Consider the following 16,255-nt stretch of genomic DNA (forward strand, 5'->3'; position numbering starts at 1 on the left):
CTGACGTGGGAGAACGCCGACCGGCCCGTTCATGGAGCGCTCCGGTGCTCCCTCGCCCCTGGCGTACCTGTCGAACGGGCACGCCACGGGCGCGGTGCCCCCTAACCGTCCGCTGTCGCCGGAGCGATGAGCGGCTCCGGCAGGCTTCCGACAAACTGCAGGATCACCGTGAGCCCTCTCGTTACGTCACGCAGTCCCATTCGGAGGCGTGGGCATCTGCGTGAAGGTGCACGGCACTGTGAGCGGCAGCGTTGAGCTGCAAGCCCCCTGCCACACCTGTGCCCTGCAGCTGGCGTCGGCCGTGACGGGTCCGGGGGCCACCCACCCGGTCTGCGAGACTCGCGCGGTGATGACCTCGAACGAAACTGCTCGAGCGAACCTGCTCCACCGAGGTTTCGCCCTGGAATACACCACGCTCGGCTGGAACGTGATCGGCATCGTAGTACTCGCGGTGGCCGCGATCTCCGCTCGGTCGGTCGCACTGGCCGGGTTCGGCCTGGACTCCTTGATCGAGATCGGTGCGTCGACGGTCGTGGTCTGGGAGCTGAGCGGCACTGGAGAGGAGCGTCAGCGCCGGGCGCTGCGTCTGATCGGCGTCGGCTTCGCGCTGCTGGCCGTCTACCTGCTGGTGCAGTCCACCTTCGTGTTGGCGACCGGCTTCCACCCGCACCACTCGCCCCTGGGCATCGTGTGGACAGCGGTGACGGCGGCCGTAATGTTCGCGCTGGCCGCAGGCAAGGCCCGCACTGGGGCGGCCCTTGACAACCCGGTGCTCAAGACCGAAGGCCGGGTGACCCTGATCGACGGTTTGCTCGCCACCGGTGTCCTGATGGGGTTGGTGCTGAACAGCGCGCTCGGTTGGTGGTGGGCCGACCCGCTGGCCGGGTACGTGCTTGTCCATTACGCGGTGCGCGAGGTGAAAGAGATCTTCGTCGGCGAGCGATGAGTGCGCCCCGAGCCCGGCCGCCTCCGCCCGCTCCTCGGGAACTGGAGTGTTAACGGGTCGGTAAACAGCACCGCGGTCGGCGCCACGACCGACCTCACCAGCCGGCCGCGGTGAAAGGCAGGCTGCGCCTCCACGCTATGCCATACCTCGGCCCTCGTCCTACCGGGTCCTTCCAACCCGAGCACATCCGTGACTGGGACCGCCAACTCGAAGAGGTCGTGGCCTCACCGTAGTACCGACGGCTCATCTTCGACGCCGTGTCCTCCGTACTGAACGCGACCGTGGATGACCGTCTGCTGGCCTCCGACCCCTCCCGGGCCCGATCCGGTCAAGGCCTCTCGTTCCGCGCCCGCACGCGTCCACCCGTGGTCCCTTGATCAGGTATTCGGCGTGCGCGCTGGGCTGCCCGAGCGGTACCGAGCCATCGTCGACCTGGGCGCCGGGTGCGGGCTGCGACAGGGTGAGATCTTCGGCCTGGCCCTCAACAACATCAGCGATCTCGGCTGGCTGTACGTCCGCCAGCAGGTCAAGAAGGTGCACGGAACGCTGGTCTTCGCCCCGCCCAAGCGCGGCAAGCTCCGTGACGTGCCTCTCGACCCTGAGGTGTAGGCAGCGCTCCGTGAGCACATGGCGCGCTTCCCGTCGGTCGACGTGACCTTGCCCTGGCTGACCCCGACCGGCCCCAGGATCACGCACCCACTCGTCTTCACGAGCGGCATCGACGCTGCCATGTGGAGTCAGGCCTTCAAGGACCAGGCATGGACGCCCGCGCTGGCATCCGCCGGCATCATCCCCACTCCCGAGAAGGGACAGCGGTACGCAGCGGCCGACCTGGGCGGGCATGTCGCGCCAGGCCACTCCCTTGCGTAACACGTAGATAATGCGGGCCAGCGCCACGCGGTCCGATACCGGCAGACGCACGGGGTTGGGAACGGTTCCGATGGCGTCGGAGCAGGCCGGATTGGAAGCAGCGGAGCTGTGCACTCCCAGAGGTCATCAGGCACGAGGTCACTGGACACGGCCGCAGAGTCTGCCCGGACATGCCGTCAGACGCCATCCCGAACCGGCCAAGATCGGCGCAGGGGCAAGCGGAGATCCGTCCGGTTCAACGCCAGCCGCCGCAGCGAGGTTCCGAGTACTCGCCGAACGGCGGGTCGTAGAGTTCTCCATCCTCGGTCATCACCACGAAGCCAGGCTCGGTCTTTGCGGCCGCCCTCTGCAAACGGATGACTAGGTCGGTGACAGGCAGGGCACTCAGGGCCAGCGCCGCAGCCACGCGTTCACGTTTCTCGGCGATCTCCGGATTGTCTTTGGCCAGGTGCCTTTCGAGATGCTGGGCGGTGGCCTGCATGACCTTCACATCGCCGCTGCCGGAAAAGCGAAGACAGTCCTGCCATTCCAGCCCGATGATGACCTCCAGCGCGCCCGCAAGGTCGTCGGCGATCAGCCCGCCTTCCCCTTCGGAGTTCGCGAACACCACGGGCCGGCGGCCGCCTTCCTCCGTGCACAGGAAGTACGCCCCACCGGAAAAATCCCCTGCAATCGCCTCCAGCGGCGCCCCCGAGGCAAGCCTCAAGCCATCACCGCACTGCTTCCGTTCGATGTCGAACCCGAAGGATGCCCGCAGCAGTTCCTGGACGTCTGGCGTGTTCTGAATCAGATGGAGCAGCTGATCGCTTGAGGCCATGACGTGGACGATAGCCCGGGCCGCCGACATGCTGGGCTCAAGCCCGACCCGTTGGTCTACGAACGCGACAGAGGCCCCACTGCATCCGCTACCGCTACAAGTCATGCTGAATCGATCAGTAAGGCACCTCTAGGAGGCCGTGCTGGTATGCGAACAGGACAGCGTGGACGCGATCGCGTAGGGCGAGTTTGTCGAGGGCGTGGTTGACGTGCGTTTTGACCGTGGTCTCGGCGATGAACAGGGTGCGGGCGATCTCCGCGTTGGTGTGGCCACGGACAAGCAGCCCGAAGACTTCGCGCTCGCGCGCGGTCAGCTGGTCGAGCACGGTGGGCTGTGGGACAGGCCGTGGCGGAGGGTGGGTAAACGCTTTGAGCAGGCGTTTGGTGATTGTCGGTGACACGAGGGCCCCGCCGTCCGCTGCCGCGCGCACTCCCATGATCAGTTCCTCTGGGGGCGCGTGTTTGAGGAGGAAGCCGCTGGCCCCGGCCCGGAGTGCGTCGTACACGTACTCGTCCAGGTCGTAGGTGGTGAGCATGACGACGCGGGCGTTGGTCGGCTCGCTGAGGATATGCCTGGTCGCCTCCAAGCCGTCCATGCGGGGCATCCGGATGTCCATGAGGACGACCTGCGGTCTCAGCTCCCGGGCCAGTGCCACGGCCTCTCTGCCGTCCGCTGCCTGGCCGACCACGGAGAATTCGGATTGGGCCTCGAGCAGGGAAGCGAGCGCGGTGCGGATCATCGCCTGGTCATCGGCGAGCAGGATGCTGACCGTCATCGGTGTACCTCGCTGCGGCCTGATCGGGATAGGGGAGGGCGGCAGTCACGGCGAAGCCGCCGTCCGGCGTGGGACCGGCGCCCATGTATCCACCGTAGAGGTCCACCCGCTCGCGGATGCCGCGCAAACCGCGGCCGCCGTTCGGGGTCGCGGGGGCCTCGGTCTGTGGCGGCTCGTTGACGACGGAGAGTTCCAGCTGGCCGGTTTGGTATCCGAGCGCGATCCGCACCGGGGCGCCGGGTGCGTGGCGGGCCGCGTTACTCAGGGCCTCCTGGGCGATGCGGTAGATCGAGAGCTCCAAGCCGGGGGTCAACGGCCGCGGGATGGATCCGCCGATCGCGAGTTCGACCCGCATCCCGCGGGCGCGTGCCCCGGCAACGAGTTCTTCCAGCTCGGCGAGCGATGGAGCGGGGCGGCGATCGGGTGCGTGAGAGTCATCCCGGCGCAGGGCGCCGAGAAGGTGGCCGAGTTCGGTCAGGGCCTCCCGTCCGAGCTGTTCCACTGCGGACAGTGCCGCGCCCTGGTCCGCCGACGGGGTAATGCGGGCGACCGCGGCCTGCACGGTGATGGCGGAAAGCTGGTGAACCAGTACATCGTGCAGTTCGCGTGCGATGCGGGCACGCTCGGCCAGATGCGCGGCTTCGGCGGCGGATGCCGCCTCGTGCCGCCGGGCGGTTGCCGCGTCACCAATGAGGAACGCCGCCCCCAGGAGCGCCCAAAAGGCCCCGTTCATCCGGTGATAGTTGTCGAACAACCCGATGCCCGCCGCCGCCGCAAGCGACAGCGCGCCCAGCGTCTGCGCAATGCGCCGGTGCGCACCGTGGGCGCCAACCCCGTACGCCGCAACCAGTACCGCCGCGCCCGCGGCGACCTGATGCTGGTGCAGCGCTCCGCGCAGCAGATAGGCGCCGATGGTGATCCCCCACAGCGTCAGGGGAATCCGACGCCGCCACAGGAACGGCACCGACTGGGCCAGGGCCAGCAGCAGATAGCCGACGACCACCAACGTGTCCGCGGAGTGCCCCGGAGGCCGCCACCACCAGGGCACGTCGGGCAGCGACCACAGCACCAGAACGACCGTGACCAAGTGGTCGGCCCTCCTAGGCGACATCCGCATGCTGCCAGCGTAGGTGCGCACGGCCGGGCCCGTGGCGGTCATCCGAGGATGTCACTGCGGCGGAAGACGACTACGGCGCTCACCATGCACGCGGCTGCCAGCCCGGCCAGGGCAGCGCCTTCCACATCGATCCCCAGGTGGGTCGGCGTGTTCCCCGAAGCGTCGAAGAACCGCGACCAGAAGTTGTCCGGGACCGTGGTGATCGATTGCTGACCGGCGCCAAAACCCATCCAGTTCTGCACCCACGTCGCAGGTGTCCATCGGCCCAGCCCCGGCAGCGAGGCGGTGGCCAGCAGCCCCAGAAACACTCCCGAACACGTGCCTAGAGCGCCGACCGCGCTGCGGGTGAGCACCGACGCCAGCAAGCCCACTGAGGTGATCACGGCCAGCACCAGCCCTGCGCGGCAGAACTGCCCTATCGAGTGGGTCAGGGAGGCGTGCGCGGCGGGAAGGCCATAGGCGTGCGCCGCGATCGGCCCGGCAACGGCAAAGACCACCCAGCCCGCGGCCATCACCGCGACGGAGGCCAGCCAGACGCTCGCCCACTTGGCTGCGAGCACCTGTCCGCGGTGACCGCACTGCGTGAGCAGGGACTTGAGAGTATGCCCCGACCACTCTGCGCCCACATGGCCGCCGACCAGCAGCGAGACCACCAGCACTCCGGGTAGCGAGGCCATCAGGCCGGCGGCCTCGGCGCCCGCACCGGACGGGCTGAGCCGCTCAGCGGCATGCCGCGCACTGGCGAGCCTCGCCGGCTGTGCCTGCCGGTCCCGCAGCCGTTCGGTTCGCTCAGCCTCTGCACAGGAGACGTCTGCCGGCAGATGCATCGCCGTGCAACTGGGGATCGCGGCGGGCCGGACGTACTCTTCGGCGTTGCTCGCGCCGCCGACGGCGAGGAACAGGATGAAAACTACGAAACCGAGCGCGCAGCACCACAGCAGGGGGCGGTGGAGCTTGCGGAGTTCAGCGTGCAGCAGGCGCATCATCGGAATCCTTCGGTGACCGGCATTCGGAGGTCAGGTGCAGGAAGCGGTTCTCGAGCGTGGCGCGCTCGCGGCGTATCTCGCGCGCCCACAGGCCTGATCGGCCCAGGGCCTGGTTCACCGCCCGTGGGTCGGCCTGCTCGACCAAAAGCGCGTCCGGACCGCTCACGTGCGTCTGCCACCCCGTCAGGACCTGCTGGGCGTGCGGTAGCTCGTCGGGGCCCAGGGTGACCCGGACCATGGCGTGTTGCGCGGCAAGGTCGGCCACCGAGCCCTCCTCTACCAGTTGTCCAGCGTGCAGCACGGCGACCCGGTCACAGACCTGCTCGATCTCCGACAGCAGGTGGCTGGAGAGGAAAACGGTGGTCCCGACGTCCGCGAGTTCGCCCAGCAAGGTCCGCATCTCCTGGATGCCGACCGGGTCCAGACCGTTGATGGGTTCGTCCAGGATGAGCAGTGACGGCTGCCGCAGGAGTGCAGCGGCGAGACCGAGCCGCTGCCGCATGCCCTGTGAATAGGTCCGCACCCGCCGACTGGCGTCGGACGCTAGGCCGACCCGGTCGAGGGCGACCCGAACAGCCTCTCGTTGCCTGAGCGGTGGGCCGCTCAGCGCCAAAAGTTCCAGGTTCTGCCGGCCCGTCGCCCAGGGGTGAAAGCCCGGTTCCTCGATCATGGCCCCGATCTCGGCCAGGCCGACTGGGTCGGGCAGCGGCCGGCCGTGGATCCATGCTTGGCCGGACGTCGGACGCACCAGGCCCAGCAGCATCCGCATAGTCGTGGTCTTGCCGGATCCGTTGGGCCCCAGAAAGCCGAATACCTGGCCGGGCTCCACCGCCAGATTCAGGCCGTGCACCGCAAGCCTTGACCCGTACCGCTTGGTCAGACCCGCACAGCGAATTGCGTAATCCATGGCGGAAGACGCTAGGCTGCCGGGACCGTCATGTCGTCAGCGCAGAGACGAGTTCGGCCTCGTCGATACGACGAGGCCAGGTCAGGCACCGGCATATTGAGATGCCCCGCGATGGGACACACGCGGCAATGGATCTTGTACCGCGGTGCTCCGCACCGCCCACCCGAGGTTGCGATTCCTCCCGGGCGTGAACGCCCCAGGGTTCCTCGCAAGCACCCGCTGACGGGGAAGACATGACGTGAGTGGAACAACAGGCTTCCCTCGCCCGTACTATTGCTCATCCGGGCTATTCTCCGCAGTTACTGCTTCGCCAGTCGGACACCGGCCCGAAGGCACATGCGCTGGGCTCTTTGCGCCTGCGCCATAGAGACTGAGACGCCCGGTCAGGAAACCGAAGAAAGGTAACCCCCCATGTCACAGAGCACGACGGCCGCCACGGAACTGACGTCGCAGTACGCGGCGCAGGTGACCAGCGACCTCGAACGCAATATGAAGGAGCAGGAACGCATCAGCGCGGACATCACCGCACTCCAGGAGCAACTGGCCGCCCTGCGGCACGACCACTCCGTGCTGATCAACGTGCAGCAAGTACTGGGCATTTCACCGGCACCCATGCAGCATGCCGCCCCTCACAGCACCACGGTGCCCACGCCCCGCAAGAAGACCTCCGATAACCTGGAATCTGGCAAGCGGACGCGCGCGAAGAAGGCCACCGACCCGCAAGGGAGCACCGCAACCAAGAAGTCGGCCGCCAAGAAGCCCGTGAACAAGACAGCGGACGCGAAGACGTCTCAGCCCACACTGGTGGAACTCGTCCGCCGTCATCTCACCCGACAGAGCGAACCGCGCTCCGCAGCGGACGTCGCCACCGCACTCGACACGGCCAACCCTGAGCGCAACATCAAGATCACCGTCGTGCGCACCACCCTGGAAGGCCTAGTCGCCAAGAACCACGCCCAGCGCAACAAGCAGGGCGCATCCGTCTACTACACCGCCCCCCACACGGCCGAGCAGACGGGCACCCCGGCCGACGAGGAGCCCCAGGCCGAGTAGGGCCAGTTGGTTGCGCCGGAGGTCAGCAGCCCGGTGGCGAGCGAGGCGGCGCCGGCGAGCCCCGCCCGGACCGGCCGTCAGCGCCATCCGCGGACCAGACACGAAGCCACCGCAAACACGGCGCCGGTGCCCGCGAGACTCGTGCGCCGAACCAGCCCCCACAGGGTTTTCGGCACGAAGGAAGCGTTGGTCGTGCGGTTCACCAAACGGCCGGCAGGCCCCGTGCGCGACCGGACCGTCCTCGTTGCGCCTCACCTGCAGGCCCAGCACCGCTTCGTGCTGCAACCGAACCGACGGGGCGCTTCAGGCCGGACAAAGCCCCTGGGGCACTACACGGGCCGGCGCCCACCGTGCCGTCGGTCACAGCATCGCGACCGTGCTGCATCGAAGGCGCCGGACCGCGGCGCGTGGCCGGTCAGGGTTCACGGTATGGGGCGGTCAAGGTTCACGGTGCTCGTGGGCCGCCTGCTCCAGCGCCTCGGCCTCGGCCTCGGCAAGCCGTTCTTCGGCCTGCACGTCGATCGAGCGAGTCAGCAGCCAGTAGAGCAGCGCGGAGACCGGCAGCCCGACGAACAAGGAGATGTCGGCACCGCCCAGGGCGCGCGCGACGGGTCCGACGTAAAGGGTGCCGACAGAGAAGAACGGCACCATGACGGCGAACCCCACCAGGTATGCGGTGATGCCATGCCAGCCCCATCGCCCGTAGATCCCACGCGGATTGAAGATCTCGGCAATGGCGTAGTGCCCGCGGCGCACGACGTAGTAGTCCATGAGGTTCACCGCGGTCCACGGGATGAACAAGTACAGCACCAGCAGCAAGAAGTTGTTGAAGTTCTCCAGGAAGTGCGACGTCGCGGCCAGCGCACCAACCAGCGAGAGCGCCGCCGTCAGCCCGATGGTCACCAGCCGCAGAGCCAGCGTGGGGCGCACTCTCGTAAACGAGTCGACGGCGCTGATGAGGGTCAGCGATCCGCCGTACATGTTGAGCGCGGTGACGGACACCAGGCCCAGGGCGGCAAACAGCAGCACGATCGCACCGAAGCCGTCGAACACCCCATCCCCCGCGGCGTTGATCGAGCGGATCGTGTCGAAGTCCTTTCCGGCCCAGGCTGCCAGCAGCGCCCCCAGCGTCATCAGCCAGACGCCGCCGAGCCCCGACCCGAAGTAGGTCCAGTAGAACGTCTTGGCGACCGTCACGTCGGGGGGCAGGTAGCGCGAGTAGTCCGAGACGTAGATGGCCCAGCTGATCTGGTAGCCGGCGACCACGCCGAACTGGGCGAGGAAGGGGGTCCACGCGAAGCCGCCGAGGTCGAAGGAGCCCGGCGGGTAGTGCAGGGTCAGCAGGACACCCACCGTGAAGACGCCGAAGACGACCAGAAAGAGGTAGGTCAGGACCCGCTCGGCCCGGTGGATGATGTCGTAGCCCACCAGCGCGACGGCGAAGGCGACCACGGTGACCACGACCACCCAGAGCTTGACGCCACCATGGACCGTGGTGTGCAGGGCTTGACCGGCGAGGATCGTGTTGAAGACGTTGAACCCCGCGTACTGCACATAGGCGAACAGCCACACCAGCAGGGCACCGACGTAGCCGAACTGGGGGCGTGACTGGATCATCTGCGGCAGTCCCAACTGCGGCCCCTGAGCCGAGTGGAAGGCCATGAAGAAGGTGCCGATCACGGTGCCGGCCACGATCGCAATGAGCGACCAGATCAGATTGCCGCCCCCGGTGATGCCGATGAGCCCCACCGCCAGCGTGGCGATCTGCGCGTTCGACATGAACCACAAAGGACCCAGATGCCACAGCCTGCCGTGCCGCTCGTCCAGCGGAACATAGTCGATGGAACGGACCTCCAGGCCCGACACCCTCGGCCCTGTCGATGTGCTCACGGCGCCTCCCGCGTACTGATCCACCCCTGTGGTCGCAGTCATTCCCCACAGGCGGCCGCTCAAGTGCGCCCGGCGCACGCTGTGCCAGGACTTTGCCGGTCGCCTCCCCTAGCCGACCGCTCCCCCGCCGGCCGGCACCAGAAGGATCACGAGGACGTCGAGGGCGAGCAGCGCCCGGGGCCGCGTGCCGCCCAGGTCCTCGGGCTCGAACTCGTAGACGTTCCGGGTGCGGAAGTGGTCCTTGAACAAGCCCTGGTGCAAGGAGCGTCGGCGTACGGACACCAGCAGGTGCTGTGCGAGCTCGTCGAGGCCCTTGCGGCGGGTCCGTCGCTCAGGTCGTAGCGCTCTCTGCCGACCGCGCAGGCACAGGGCCACTCCCTGGCCACCGCCAGCCTCCTGGCCGCCCTCTACGGCCTCTCCCCCGCGATCGGTCTCCCTGCACCCCTGCTCGCCACGCACACCTCCGCCCAGGGCCACCACCAAGCCGACATGGATCTCCTCGCCCGCCTGTGCGGCCACCCCCACCAGACCGCAGAACTGCTAGACAGGCTGACAACCAGCCGCATCCTGAACCGCCTGACACCACCACCGGGACACCGATGAAGCCCTATGGCATCCCCCCACGAGCTCCCAGCGGCTCACTCTGCAGTACACCCCCGACATCACCACGTGCGCCGCCCCTAAAGCTCACCTCGAACTAAAGACATCACTCAAGAGACACAACTGGCTTAGCCCATACGTACTATCTCCATGCCGGGCTCTATCTCCATGCTGGGCTATTGCAGCAGGGACCGGCGTCGTCCACGCACTCCCCGCGGATGTTCTTGAGGGCGACCCGTCGGCCCGACGGCGACACAGCCAGATAGGCGAGCCCCATGCCGCCCGCGCAGTTACGAGGTCCGATGCGGTACTCCCCGACCATCGACGGCATCTTCTCGTCCTGACAGATCAAGGCCCTCTCCAAGGGCTCAGCAGTGACCAGGTCCTCCAACCGTGCTTGTTGAGGACCTTCTCCAGCTTTTCGCCATCCAGGGCATGCCGATCAGAGACTCTCGGAAAGCAGACGACCTTGTAATAGAGCGTGTACGCGTTATTCATGACTGCGGGAACCTCCGGTGGTGGGATCCGACGCCTGGCGGGGCCGGACGGCCCCCAGTCAATTACTTGCGGGGCGGGTAGGTAAGTGTGTGAGGGCGCTGCGGCGTATAGGGGGTGTGAAGCAGTTGGAGTTCAAGGAGTTCTACCGAGCCAGCCAGGACGTCTGCCTGAGGGCGGTCCTGGCGAGTGTGGGCGATCGGCAGCTCGCCGAGGATCTGGTCGCCGAGGCGTTCACGCGGGCCTGGGTGTCCTGGCCGAAGGTCAGCCGGCACCCGGCGCCGCGCGCATGGATCGTGCGCACGGCGTTGAACGCCCGGGTGTCGTTGTGGCGGCGGAGACGGAAGGAGGTCGCGCTGGAGGACGGCGCGCCTGATGTGCCCGATCCGCGGGAGGCCGAGCCTGGACTGGACCCCGGTCTGCTCACCGTGCTGCGTCAACTGCCGCAGCGGCAGCGGGAAGTGATCGCGCTGCGGGTCTTCCTCGACCTCGACACCAGGGCCACGGCCAAGGTGCTGGGGATCGCGGAGGGAACCGTCACCGCCCATTTGTCGCGAGCCGTCTCGGCGTTGCGCGGCCAACTCGTCACCGTCGATGACGGCACCGCCAACGACCAGGAGGTCGGACCATGAGCGAGCACGAGGTACTCAACGCACTGAGGGATTCCCTCGACGACATCACCATGTCCACACCGGTGGAGCGGATCGAGGCGGCCGGCCGCGCCCGTCGCAATCGGCGGCGCCTCGTCGGCACGGCCGGGGTCGCGGCCGCCGCGGCCCTCGCTATCGGGGTGCCCGCGCTGAGCAACCCTTCGACGGCTCCACCGTCGGCCGACGACAGCACCGGCGCGGGGTCGGTGCACGTCCAGACGGCCGCGTACACCGTCGACACCAAGAAGGACGGCACCGTCGTCGCCACCTGGGACAAGGCCGCGTATTTCAGCGACCACGCAGGGCTGGAGAAGGCGCTGCGCAAGGCCGGGTTCCCGGTCCTGATCAAGGAGGGTGTGTTCTGCAAGGGGCCGCACGACGACGGGAAGCTGAGTCCCAGCGGGTCCGGTCCCGGGGTCACGAACGTGATGAAGGGCGAGAAGGGCCACGATGGCAGGGTGACATTCACCTTCATCCCGGCCGCGATGCCGACTGGGAAGCAGCTGTTCATCGGCTACCTCAACGCCGCGCAGCTGGCCTCGGTCCATATGAACCCCGGCTCGGTGGAGCGGATCGTCCCGGCGCACGGGCCGCTGACATGCACCACCACGCCGCCGCCTGAACACCACTACAACTGAGCGGGCGCGGAGGGGACACGCCGCTGCGGGCCGGCCTCAGCCGCTCAACCGGCCGCTGGTGCGCCCACAGTTGCAGCGTCGTCGCGTCCAGCGCGGTGTCGGTACGGACAGGGCCCGAGCCCTCCCCACCAGGTCCCCGAAGATCTGCTCGACCTCTGTCGGCCGGCCAACCAGCAGGTCCCGGTACAGGGACGAGGACGCCAGCTTCGGGTCCCGTTCCGTCACCGTCGCCTCCGCGAGCGCCAGCTCGCTGACTCCCGACCGGATTACCGGGGAGCTTCTACCGTCGATGCCCAGGCGCGGCGTGGGTGCGCGGGCGGCGGTACGGGCGGGCGCGACCACGCGGCGTCTTCCTGGGAGTAGGTAGTCCACTCCCAGGAAGACGCCGCCCCAAAAGGTCCTCTACGCCGTCGCACAGGCCGCCTTCAGCGCCTCGGCTCGAGCCGTAGCCGCCGGGCAACGGCCCAGCAGACCCATCTGATGGTCTACGCAATATTGACCGGGGCTCCGGCCGGTGCTGCCGACGCTGGGCGTAGCGGTCTTCCCGTGGGGGGATTCAGTCATGCCTGCTCTGGCTCTCCTACGGGACTCGGCTCCTCGGGTTCCAAGGTTCCTCTACCGGCAGTAGAGGAGTGTTGTAGAGTCGGGGTATGGCAGCAGACGAGACGAGTATCAAGGTGAGCGCGGCCGCACGTGACCGGCTGGCTGTCCTGGCAGCCGAGCACGGCACGACCATCCGGGGACTGGTCGAGGAGCTCGCGGAGGGCACGCCCACCCAAGCCGAGTACGCCGAGCGCGCCGAGCTGGCCCGGGCGGAGCTGGCTTCCGCCCTCGGCAGCGCGCCGAGTCCGGAGGCCGAGGCCAAGGCCCGCGGTCTCCTGCAGCGCCTGGGCGCGCCCCAGGGCCCCCAGGCGGCCGCGTAGTGGCGGCGATCCCGGTCGTCCTGGATCACACGACCGCCACGGCGCTGCACGACCCGAAGGATCCGTTCAACGAGGCGGTCGCGGCTTTCTACGTGCAGGCCTCGGGTGGGCTGGGGACGCTGTACGCACCGGTACTGTCGCTGACGGCCGGCGACGTCGAACGCCCCGGGCTGCTCGGCTACATCCAGGGGCTGCGGTTCATCACCATCGAGGCGTTCGACACCGACGCCGCGGTCACCGCCACCGCTCTGCTGCGTTTCGGCCACTCCTGGGCCACTGTGCACGCCATCCACGCCGCCCGGCCCTCCGCCGTCTTCCCGACGGGACGTTTTTTGCTCACCCTGACGCCGAAGGCGTACGCGGGCACCGGCGTGCAGGCCGTACACCCCGACCACTAGCCGGCGGGGCAGCTTCAGGGGGCACGACCCTGACCGCAGCTCACCGAGCCGCGTCGCACCCGGAATACCGTACGATCGCGCTTCTGGTTGACGGAAGCGACGAACTCCTGGCGTATTAGCCTCCCTGTTTCGCTTGAGGTGGCCGAGTTGGGCTCATCGCGGTGGACTCGTGATTTTGGGTGCTGGTCGCGGTGCGGGCAGGGCTGTGGCCCGACGCTCGGGTCGGGTGCTCCAGGGTTCCTCGGGTCGTGGGTGGGCAGGGAGGGTACCGCGGTTCAGGTGGCCGGCCGTGGCAGGGCTGTGAGGCGGGTGAATGCGCTGGTCAGCTCGTGTCGCCAGGGCCAGGTCGCGGAGATCCGCAGGTGGAGTCGGCGGCTTCCGCGGGTGATGCGGGCGGTGGCGTGCAGCAGCGGGTAGCGGAGCTTCTTCGGTTCGGCGGTGGCCAACTCGCCTTCGAGCAGCAGTGTTTGGGTCCAGGCGAGTAGGTCGACGGCGGTCAGAGCCAGTTCGAGCCAGGCGGCGTTGATGTGGAAGTGGCGGGAGGGGAAGCGGCCGAAGCCGGTGGCCTTTCCGCAGCGGATGCGGTCCTCGACGCGGGCGTGCGCGCGGTGACGGACCTCCAGCAGTTGCAGGGAGCCTTCGCCATAGGCGGTGTCGGTGAGGAAGACCTGATGGCGCATGCCTTCGTCGAGGTCGAACAGGGAGAGCTGGGCGCCTGGATGCGGACGCTCGCGCCGCACGAGGATGCGTGTGCCGTCGGGGTAACCGGCCAGGTCCACCATGCCGGTCAGCTCGGCGACCTCGGCCCCCTCGCGCAGGGTGCCGTCCTGTTCCAGCGCGGGATGCCAGACATGGTCGGGCAGGGCTCGGATTGCTTGGCGGACTGGTTCGGTGACGGGGTGTCCGACGGAGAAGGAAGCGTGGACGCCCTGGTCGCGCAGGGCGCGTATGCGGTGCAGGAATGCTTTCGAGCCTCCGGCGCTGTCGGTGCGGATGAGGATGTCGGTGCCGTGGCGGTGGGCGCCGGGGATCTGGGCCAGGGCGGCATCCAGGCCCAGTTGGCACTGGTCACGGTGCTGCAGTTCGCCGAGCACCTGTCCGATCGGCTGGCCGGCGAGGCCGTGCGTACCCGCATCGACTGGAAGTACGCACTGGTGCGCCATGAGGCGCCACCACTCCGGGCAGGGATGAAAGGGACCTGCCTCCGGCCTGTCGCAGCAGGTCGGTGAAGCTGAGGGTAGCCCGAACGCGGAGACGCGCGGGAGGGCGGCAAGCAGCCCTGATAAAGCCGGGACGTGTCGGCACTGCCAGACGGTGCGGGTCCGGCGAGCAAGACGAGAAGCCGTACGAGAGGAACCAGTGTCTGAAGCCCCGTAATACTTCCACCGGCTCGAATCTGGCAGATCTGGGCCGGGTGCAGTGCTCGCCACCTGGGATTGCGTTGGTGGCGTCTCCGAAGTCGGTTAAGAGTGCCGATCAGGAGGCCATGCCGAAGAACTGCGGCGTAGGCATGGCGATGCTGCCGGGGCACAGCTGGGCGGCTCACTCGACGACCGGGTGGTGGTGAACGTGGGAAGCGGTCCGGTGCCGCCCTTCCCGTCCGGCAGCCAGCTGGATGGAGGGCAGGTTCGTCGTCGGCTGACGGCACCGGGTCGTGGCGGAGTCCTCGTAGTAGTCGGAGCGCGCGAGAGGCGCATACGTGGCGAAGGAGGACAGCAAGTCAGCCGTGGAAGGACTGGAAGGCTAGGAGGGTGTCGCCGGTGAATACCGACGAGCTGGAGTACGTCCTGATGAGGGCGGAACGCCGGGTACTGGAGATCCAGACGAAGCTGCACCGTTGGGCCCGCGAGGATTCTCATCGCAGGTTCGATGATCTGTTCAACCTCGTTGCCGATCCCGCGTTCCTCCTGGTGGCGTGGGTTCGGGTGCGGGGCAACAAGGGAGCCCGCACGGCCGGAGTGGACGGTGAGACCGCCTACTACGTGGAGACCGTGCGGGGCGTCGAGAACTTCCTCGACGGACTGCGGAACTCGATCAAGGACCGCAGTTTCTGCCCGCTACCGGTCCGGGAGCGCATGATTCCCAAGGCGGGCGGCAAGAAGCGCCGCCTGGGGATCGCCACCGTCCGGGACCGGGTGGTGCAGGCGTCCCTGAAGCTGGTGCTGGAGCCGATTTTCGAGGCGGAGTTCCTCCCGTGTTCCTACGGGTTCCGTCCGAACCACCGGGCTCATGACGCGGTGGCCGAGGTGCGTCATCTCGCCTCTCACTCCTATGAGTGGGTCGTGGAGGGCGACATCAAAGCCTGTTTCGATGAGATCTCGCATCCGGCCCTGATGGACCGGGTCCGCAGACGCATCGCAGACAAGCGTGTCCTGGCTCTGGTGAAGGCGTTCTTGAAGTCCGGAATCCTCGGTGAGGACCGGGTACTTCGGGAGACCAGTGCCGGAACCCCGCAGGGGTCGATTCTTTCGCCGTTGCTCAGCAACGTGGCCCTGTCCGTCCTGGACGAGTACATCGTCCAGGGACCGGGCGGGCCTGCAAGTACCTTCAACGACCGGCAGAAACGCCGTCGTCGCGGGCTGCCGAACTATCGGCTCGTCCGCTACGCGGACGACTGGTGCTTGGTCGTGTCGGGCACCAAGGCCGACGCGGAGGCACTGCGCGAGGAGATCGCCGGGGTCCCGCCACGATGGGCCTGCGCCTGTCGCAGGAGAAGACCCTGATCACCCACATCGACGATGGCCTCGACTTTCTCGGATGGCGCATCCAGCGTCACCGCAAGCGAGGCACCAACAAGCACTACGTCTACACTTATCCGACTCGCAAGGCTCTCAAGGCCGTCACGGGCAAGGTCAAGACGCAGTGCCGCAGGACAGGCACGGACCTGCCATTCGATGCCCTGCTCATCTGTCTCAACCGGATGCTGCGGGGCTGGTGCGCCTACTTCCGGCCCGGGGTGGCCAGCACAGCCTTTCAGTACCTGAGCTCCTACACCTGGGGCCGGGTCATCTTCTGGCTGCGGCGAAAACACCCGGGACTGAACTGGAAGCAGCTGCGACGCCGCTTCTGCGGTGGCGGCTGGTGGCCGGCCAGCGAGGAGAGAGAACTGTTCAACCCGGCGAAGGTACGCACTACGCGCTACCGTTACCGGGGTTCAGTGATCCCCTCTCCCTGGCCGGTCACGGGATGA

General features: G+C 67.8%; 19 protein-coding genes and 1 pseudogene. 10 read left to right on the top strand and 10 right to left on the bottom strand.

From position 1 onward, the window contains the following. The first annotated feature begins 238 nt into the window (after positions 1–238). The 3 genes from ABZ904_RS32495 to ABZ904_RS32505 all read left to right on the top strand — a co-directional run bounded on the left by ABZ904_RS32495 (position 239) and on the right by ABZ904_RS32505 (position 1,816). Positions 239–946 (top strand): cation transporter, encoded by a 708-nt coding sequence (locus ABZ904_RS32495; protein ID WP_359410221.1) that lies wholly within the window; start codon positions 239–241, stop codon positions 944–946. A 390-nt stretch (positions 947–1,336) separates the two neighbouring features. After that, complete coding sequence (locus tag ABZ904_RS32500; RefSeq protein ID WP_359410220.1) at positions 1,337–1,555, top strand: hypothetical protein; 219 nt, start codon at positions 1,337–1,339, stop codon at positions 1,553–1,555. A gap of 18 nt (positions 1,556–1,573) precedes the next feature. Next, complete coding sequence (locus ABZ904_RS32505) at positions 1,574–1,816, top strand: hypothetical protein (RefSeq protein WP_359410219.1); 243 nt, start codon at positions 1,574–1,576, stop codon at positions 1,814–1,816. 235 nt (positions 1,817–2,051) lie between these two features. On the opposite strand, the gene ABZ904_RS32510 is transcribed toward ABZ904_RS32505, so the two are convergent. The 5 genes from ABZ904_RS32510 to ABZ904_RS32530 form a co-directional block, all read right to left on the bottom strand. Next, positions 2,052–2,633, bottom strand: coding sequence for a hypothetical protein (locus tag ABZ904_RS32510; protein ID WP_359410218.1), 582 nt, complete (start codon positions 2,631–2,633; stop codon positions 2,052–2,054). A gap of 115 nt (positions 2,634–2,748) precedes the next feature. Continuing rightward, on the bottom strand, positions 2,749–3,408 hold the full coding sequence (locus ABZ904_RS32515; protein ID WP_361827348.1) for a response regulator transcription factor: 660 nt from the start codon (positions 3,406–3,408) through the stop codon (positions 2,749–2,751). Further along, positions 3,380–4,567 (bottom strand): histidine kinase, encoded by a 1,188-nt coding sequence (locus tag ABZ904_RS32520; protein WP_361827351.1) that lies wholly within the window; start codon positions 4,565–4,567, stop codon positions 3,380–3,382. The genes ABZ904_RS32515 and ABZ904_RS32520 overlap by 29 nt, the downstream gene beginning before the upstream one ends. Further along, positions 4,564–5,508: an ABC transporter permease gene (locus ABZ904_RS32525; RefSeq protein WP_361827354.1), complete on the bottom strand. Its 945-nt coding sequence runs from the start codon at positions 5,506–5,508 to the stop codon at positions 4,564–4,566. The genes ABZ904_RS32520 and ABZ904_RS32525 overlap by 4 nt, the downstream gene beginning before the upstream one ends. Beyond that, entirely contained in the window at positions 5,489–6,418 is a 930-nt protein-coding gene (locus ABZ904_RS32530; protein WP_361827357.1) for an ABC transporter ATP-binding protein, read from the bottom strand. Before ABZ904_RS32530 ends, ABZ904_RS32525 begins: the two co-directional genes overlap by 20 nt. A gap of 411 nt (positions 6,419–6,829) precedes the next feature. On the opposite strand from ABZ904_RS32530, the gene ABZ904_RS32535 reads away from it, so the two are divergent. Next, positions 6,830–7,471, top strand: a complete 642-nt coding sequence (locus ABZ904_RS32535) for a hypothetical protein (protein WP_359410213.1) — start codon at positions 6,830–6,832, stop codon at positions 7,469–7,471. A 438-nt stretch (positions 7,472–7,909) separates the two neighbouring features. Here the strand turns inward: ABZ904_RS32535 and ABZ904_RS32540 are convergent, their stop codons facing one another. Together ABZ904_RS32540 and ABZ904_RS32545 are read right to left on the bottom strand one after the other, a co-directional pair. After that, the gene (locus tag ABZ904_RS32540) at positions 7,910–9,361 is read right to left on the bottom strand and encodes a cytosine permease (RefSeq protein WP_361004746.1); all 1,452 of its coding nucleotides are present in this window, start codon (positions 9,359–9,361) and stop codon (positions 7,910–7,912) included. A gap of 108 nt (positions 9,362–9,469) precedes the next feature. After that, a complete protein-coding gene (locus ABZ904_RS32545; protein WP_359410211.1) occupies positions 9,470–9,880 on the bottom strand; it encodes a hypothetical protein in 411 nt (136 codons plus the stop codon). 695 nt (positions 9,881–10,575) lie between these two features. Between ABZ904_RS32545 and ABZ904_RS32550 the strand changes: the two genes are divergently transcribed. Both ABZ904_RS32550 and ABZ904_RS32555 read left to right on the top strand, forming a co-directional pair. After that, the gene (locus ABZ904_RS32550) at positions 10,576–11,088 is read left to right on the top strand and encodes a SigE family RNA polymerase sigma factor (RefSeq protein WP_359410210.1); all 513 of its coding nucleotides are present in this window, start codon (positions 10,576–10,578) and stop codon (positions 11,086–11,088) included. Beyond that, the gene (locus ABZ904_RS32555) at positions 11,085–11,744 is read left to right on the top strand and encodes a hypothetical protein (protein WP_361004743.1); all 660 of its coding nucleotides are present in this window, start codon (positions 11,085–11,087) and stop codon (positions 11,742–11,744) included. Before ABZ904_RS32550 ends, ABZ904_RS32555 begins: the two co-directional genes overlap by 4 nt. Before the next feature lie 36 nt (positions 11,745–11,780). Here ABZ904_RS32555 and ABZ904_RS32560 read toward each other — a convergent pair whose 3' ends face one another. Next, positions 11,781–12,086, bottom strand: a complete 306-nt coding sequence (locus ABZ904_RS32560; protein WP_359410208.1) for a ketopantoate reductase C-terminal domain-containing protein — start codon at positions 12,084–12,086, stop codon at positions 11,781–11,783. 308 nt (positions 12,087–12,394) lie between these two features. Between ABZ904_RS32560 and ABZ904_RS32565 the strand changes: the two genes are divergently transcribed. Continuing rightward, complete coding sequence (locus tag ABZ904_RS32565; protein ID WP_359410207.1) at positions 12,395–12,667, top strand: hypothetical protein; 273 nt, start codon at positions 12,395–12,397, stop codon at positions 12,665–12,667. Continuing rightward, a complete protein-coding gene (locus ABZ904_RS32570) occupies positions 12,667–13,065 on the top strand; it encodes a hypothetical protein (protein WP_359410206.1) in 399 nt (132 codons plus the stop codon). The genes ABZ904_RS32565 and ABZ904_RS32570 overlap by 1 nt, the downstream gene beginning before the upstream one ends. 275 nt (positions 13,066–13,340) lie before the next feature. Here ABZ904_RS32570 and ABZ904_RS32575 read toward each other — a convergent pair. Together ABZ904_RS32575 and ABZ904_RS32580 are read right to left on the bottom strand one after the other, a co-directional pair. Beyond that, positions 13,341–14,123 (bottom strand): annotated as a pseudogene (locus tag ABZ904_RS32575) (transposase); the annotation flags it as partial. A 484-nt stretch (positions 14,124–14,607) separates the two neighbouring features. Further along, the gene (locus ABZ904_RS32580) at positions 14,608–14,784 is read right to left on the bottom strand and encodes a hypothetical protein (RefSeq protein WP_359410205.1); all 177 of its coding nucleotides are present in this window, start codon (positions 14,782–14,784) and stop codon (positions 14,608–14,610) included. Between the two features lie 41 nt (positions 14,785–14,825). Here ABZ904_RS32580 and ABZ904_RS32585 point away from each other — a divergent pair, with 41 nt between their 5' ends. Together ABZ904_RS32585 and ABZ904_RS32590 are read left to right on the top strand one after the other, a co-directional pair. After that, complete coding sequence (locus tag ABZ904_RS32585) at positions 14,826–15,788, top strand: reverse transcriptase domain-containing protein (RefSeq protein WP_361827364.1); 963 nt, start codon at positions 14,826–14,828, stop codon at positions 15,786–15,788. Next, on the top strand, positions 15,755–16,255 hold the full coding sequence (locus ABZ904_RS32590; protein WP_359407033.1) for a group II intron maturase-specific domain-containing protein: 501 nt from the start codon (positions 15,755–15,757) through the stop codon (positions 16,253–16,255). Before ABZ904_RS32585 ends, ABZ904_RS32590 begins: the two co-directional genes overlap by 34 nt.

Source organism: Streptomyces sp. NPDC046900, from assembly GCF_040644975.1.
In the GTDB taxonomy this organism is placed as follows: Bacteria; Actinomycetota; Actinomycetes; order Streptomycetales; family Streptomycetaceae; genus Streptomyces.